This is a genomic window from Acetobacter sp., assembly GCF_047721705.1.
Lineage (GTDB): Bacteria > Pseudomonadota > Alphaproteobacteria > Acetobacterales > Acetobacteraceae > Acetobacter.
In genome coordinates this window covers 1-4,929 of record NZ_JBDNXK010000143.1, presented here as the reverse complement: position 1 = coordinate 4,929, position 4,929 = coordinate 1, and the positions used below count along the sequence as shown (strand labels likewise).

6 protein-coding genes are annotated in these 4,929 nt (G+C 53.3%); all 6 read right to left on the bottom strand.

The annotated features are described in order from the left end of the window. Positions 1-259: 259 nt before the first annotated feature. Entirely contained in the window at positions 260-1,933 is a 1,674-nt protein-coding gene (locus ABF824_RS15495) for an ArnT family glycosyltransferase (protein ID WP_415489876.1), read from the bottom strand. Continuing rightward, positions 1,927-2,652 carry a glycosyltransferase family 2 protein gene (locus ABF824_RS15490; RefSeq protein WP_415489875.1) on the bottom strand — a complete coding sequence of 242 codons (726 nt, stop codon included), beginning with the start codon at positions 2,650-2,652 and terminating at the stop codon, positions 1,927-1,929. The genes ABF824_RS15495 and ABF824_RS15490 overlap by 7 nt, the downstream gene beginning before the upstream one ends. Before the next feature lie 72 nt (positions 2,653-2,724). Further along, complete coding sequence (locus ABF824_RS15485; protein WP_415489877.1) at positions 2,725-3,219, bottom strand: F0F1 ATP synthase subunit B; 495 nt, start codon at positions 3,217-3,219, stop codon at positions 2,725-2,727. A gap of 22 nt (positions 3,220-3,241) precedes the next feature. Next, a complete protein-coding gene (locus ABF824_RS15480; protein WP_415489874.1) occupies positions 3,242-3,859 on the bottom strand; it encodes a hypothetical protein in 618 nt (205 codons plus the stop codon). Between the two features lie 15 nt (positions 3,860-3,874). Then, positions 3,875-4,099 (bottom strand): ATP synthase subunit C family protein, encoded by a 225-nt coding sequence (locus ABF824_RS15475; protein ID WP_010667433.1) that lies wholly within the window; start codon positions 4,097-4,099, stop codon positions 3,875-3,877. Between the two features lie 55 nt (positions 4,100-4,154). After that, on the bottom strand, positions 4,155-4,904 hold the full coding sequence (locus ABF824_RS15470) for a F0F1 ATP synthase subunit A (protein WP_415489873.1): 750 nt from the start codon (positions 4,902-4,904) through the stop codon (positions 4,155-4,157). Between the last annotated feature and the right edge of the window lie 25 nt (positions 4,905-4,929).

The window sequence follows — 4,929 nt, the reverse complement described above, 5'->3', positions numbered from 1 at the left end:
ATCTAGCACAATGAAAAAGCTTAGAGCACAATTTAGAAAATAAAATCAAATAATTAGATGATATTATCCACATCTTCTAATCTGTGGGTCATTGGTTCGAATCCAATATGGCGCGCCATTTTTCGCTCACAATTTACTAGATATCGCTATCTAATAGTCAGTATATCCTTGTATATAGTGACCTATACCTGCTGTGGTCCGTAATGCAGGACACTCTTGGTCGGGAAGACGAGGTAGCACCTGATATACCTCTCTCGCCTTATTGCGCACCCACTCCATACAAGCCGATATCGAGCCATTTTCCCGTAGAATAATTAAATCCGACCGTGTGTTCATACTGCGTCAGGTGAAGTTTATGGCTGTTTGCTGCAGTAAGAAACGTCGGAAAGTCTTTCTGGGCAATAAGAGCCATTCCACATTTGGGATTATTGCTGATTACTGTAGCTGCGACTTCCGGCGTATCCAGAATAACTTTCCCATGCATGAGGAATACCAGGCTAGGCTCGGAAAATGAGCTGGAGACGACTTCTGGATTGGGGCATGAAGCATGGCGTTCGACTATGGCTGCCAAACGTGGCGCAAGCCAGATGGGTCTCAGGCCGGGAATGATGCTCGAAAACAGGATCAGATAGATCGTAGCTGCTGCCGACATGGCACTCATGGCTGCATTTTTCAGATCGCCGTGGAGAACACACCGGAAAGCCATAATGAGCAGCGGAAGGCTTGCTACTGGCAAAAACCATGCCGAGAAAGGTATCGCTTCTTTAATTACAATATTTAAAACAATACCAGAAAATGAAAGTGCGACACCAATGAGAAAACACACAAGACCATAAACAATGGTTCCACGATACAACCAACGATTGTTAGGCCATATCCATTTTTCTTGGGGACGACACAGAGCAAATGCCGTCAATATTGCAATAGCCGGATAAGTGGGCAGAACATAATGCGGCAGTTTCGTCGCAATACATTCAAATACAATCCAATGCGGTATAATCCAGCATAGTAAGAACTTTATCTGCCATGAGTGCCTTCTCATCCAGATAAAGGGAAGCGAAGCCACGGCAAAAAAAGATCCCGGCCAGAAAGCTAAGCCGAAAACGGCCAGATGGAAGCCCGGAGGAGCACCGTGGGCTTCCTGGCCATGCCCAATCTTACCTAAAAAATTACGGCCAACGGCCCGCTGAAAGAACTCACCGTGGCTTACCATTCCGATCGCGATGCACCAGGGAATGACAATCGCCAGCATGATAAGCCAACCCCAGCTTAGCCGTAGTCGACCAATCCAGCTTTTATCCCGATTGATGAGGGCATATGCCAACGGCGTGCCAAGGCCCGGAATCAGCACGACGGGCCCTTTTAGCATCAGCCCACAGCCAAGAACGGCCCAGAACAGGATGATTTTCGGACAAGAAGTGGCCCTGTTTTTTTCCCGATCCTGCGCAACTGAAATCAGAATGAGTTCCGCCAGCACGATGGTCAGCAGCAAAGTGCTGTCAATCGTCGCCATACGTCCTTCGGCCATAGCGAGAACCGAAGTGCCGAACAACGCGCCAGCGAACAATCCTGTCACCGGCCCGAACAGCATTGAGCCAATCCACGCCGTCAAGCCGATTGAGGCCGTCATGGCCAGCAGAGACGGCACACGATACGCCCAGACAGCATGCTGTTTTAAGGTGCCTGAAGCTGAAACCGCCAAAGCTTCAAGCCAGTAGATACCGGCTGGCTGAAGATAACGTGGCTTATCCTGGAAGCGAACATCAACAAAATTGCCCGTTTCCAGCATCTGTGACGTGGCCTGCATATAGCGAGGCTCATCCCGATCAAAAGGCGGGATGGAGGCGCGGCCGGGTAAAAGCAGTAGAAAACCCATCAGAACAAGCAGCAAGAACCGATGCATTGTTCTGTTGCGAGTCAGGTCTTTCAGCATTCCTGAACTGTTTTCGGAAGATGTGTCCGGTTTCTGAGCCACATCACACCGAGTAGATCCCGGATACCGACAATGGCACGGCCAAGATTTGTATATTTGGAGTGGCCATGCAGGCGGGAACGATGATGCACGGGTTTGCAGACCAGTGGCACGCCATAGCTTATGAAGAGTGCTGGCAAGAACCGATGCATGCCTTCAAAATAAGGCAGACACAGGAAATCTTCGCGTAAAAACACTTTCATGGGTGCGCCGGTATCAGGGCAGCCATCATGTAGAAGTTTTTGACGCAGACCATTCGCAAAACGCGTGGCGATGCGACGCCAGATCGTATCGCTGCGTTTCAGGCGCGTGCCAACTGTCAGAGGTGCGCGGCCCTTTTGTTCGCCCTCAGTCCCCAGAGCAAGGAGCGCAACGAGTTCAAGCGGATCGTCCTGCCCATCTCCATCGATCGTCGCAATCCATCGACCGCGTGCATGACGAATGGCTGTGCGTAATGCTGAAGATTTTCCGCACCGTCGATCGTGCCGAAGGATCCGCAGGCTCTCCAGCCCCGGAATCGAGGCTCTTACCTGTTTGAGCTGCTCGACGGTTCCATCCGTGCTGCCATCGTCAACAAACACGATCTCGCACGGCGGTAATGATGGTAAAACTGTTGCCAGTTCCTTGCAGACAGGAAGAATATTTTCCTGTTCGTTCAGAACGGCAACAACAATGCTCAAGACAAATGTGCCGGCAGAAGCCTGCTGGCCTTCTACCGGCACTCTGTTCTTATCCGAAAGCAATGACAATTCTCAGACAGCTGGAGCAGTCAGAGCTGAAGGCAGATCGGCAATCGCTTTATCGACGAAAGCAGCATCAGCCTTCTGATCAAGTGTTTCGGCCAGCACGCGATGAGCGCTTTCAAAAGCCACTTCCACAGCGGCAGCGCGCACTTCTTCAACGGCAGCGCGTTCAGCAGCCGAAATGCGATCACGCGCCATCTGCTCACGCCGACGCAGCATTTCTTCTGCGTCAACACGAGCCTTAGCCGCGAGATCTTCTGCATGCTTGCGGGCCTGTTCGACAACCGCGCTCGCTTCAGCGTAAGCTTGCTCACGCTCACGCATGGCGTCTTCTCTCATCTGCTCCGCTTCGCGACGCAACCGGGCAGATTCTTCGAGTTCAACCCGGATACGTTCAGCGCGCGCATCAAGCAGACTGGTCAGCGGCTTCCATATCTTCGATCCGAAAACGACGAAGAAAAGGACAAACGATACCGCGTACCAGAAGCCAGCTTCTTGAAAAATAGTCACCGACTTTTCCTCCCCGTCACGCTATCGTCTGTTGACGTGCAGCAGCATGAGCCAGCGCCTGATTGACCGCAGTCTCAACAGCAACACCCGTAGGCTGAATACCTGACAGTTTCTGCACCAGTGACTGCGCCACTTCCGATGCAATCGGCTTGAGTGACTCAAGAGCCTTCTGACGCTCGGCCACGACAGCCTGTTCCGCAGAATGGATCTCGGCATCAAGCCGCGTGCTGAGTTCGGCGAGACGTGCCGCAGCCGTTTCGCGTTCCTGCTTCAGAACAGCCTCAAGATGAGCCTGAGCCTCTGCCGCCGCAGCTTTCTTGGCTTCGTTCAGTTCACGGACAGCATCGTCAGCTTCGACTTTCGCTGCATGTGCCTGATCGAGATCACCATTGATCCGCTGGGTCCGGTTCGTGAGAACCGTCTCAACGCGCGGCAGAGCCCAGCCCCGCAGAGCGAGATAGAAGAAGAGAAATATACCAGCTCCCCAGACAACCTGCCCCGTCAGGAGCGGATTGCGGAAGTCAAGCTGAGGCATACCCGCCGCGTGCGCGCCGGGCGCCGCCGCCACTAAGAGCGGCAGACTCGAGACTCCCCATGCAAGGGAGCGACGAATCAGGAAAACCGGATGACGCACGAGGTTACTCCGTCCTCAGACGAACAGGATCAGGAAGGCGATCAGAAGAGCGAAAAGCGCGACAGCTTCTGTCAGAGCGAAGCCAAGCATACCGAGGCCGAACACGTGCGGACGGGCAGCAGGGTTACGCGCAATGCTGCTTACCAGCGTGGAGAAGATGTTGCCAAGGCCGATGCCAACGCCGGCAAGAGCGATAACAGCAATACCGGCACCGATTTCGCGAGCTGAAGCGAGGTCCATTTTGGTTTTCCTTAGTTTGACGAAGAAGCGCGAACAGACGGGGTCATCCCACCGGTCAGTGGGATACGGCCTCCCGCAGATAGATGCAGGTTAGGATGGCAAACACATAAGCCTGCAGCACACCAACCAGCAATTCGAGACCCATCAGCGCGACATTGATCACGAGAGGGCCAACAGCGAGCACATCACCAAAAATACCGAGACCGGCGAGCATGATGACGAAGCTTGCGAAGATATCAAACATCACATGTCCCGCCACCATGTTGGCGAACAGTCGAATGGAGAGACTGACAGGACGTGACAGAAAAGACAGGATTTCAATCGGCACCAGCAGCGGGGCGAGCAGAATTGGCGCGCCAGCAGGCATGAAGTGAGCGAAAAACTTGAAACCCTGCACCTTCAGCGACACGACGAGCGAAAGGATGAAAACCATCATCGCCAGAGCGAACGTGACCGCGATATGACTGGTGAAGGTGTAGGAGAACGGGATCAGCCCGAGGTAGTTACCAGCCAGAATGAAGAAAAACAGAGCGAAGATGAACGGGAAAAAGCCCGCACCTTCCGGCCCGATCGTATCGACGGCCAAGTTATGAATGAATTCATAACAAATCTCAGCAGCAGCCTGCAGGCGACCAGGCACCACAGAAGCAGGCTTCATACCGAAATAAAGGAACGCCAGAACCAGCGCACAGGCCACGATCATGAACAGCGGCGCCTGACTGAAGCGCAATGCCTCGCCCAGCCCACCGAGCACCGGATGCAACTCGAATTGCTCGAGTACGTTGATACTTGAACCGCCCGCCAACGCCATTCTCCCCGGTCTTCAAGAC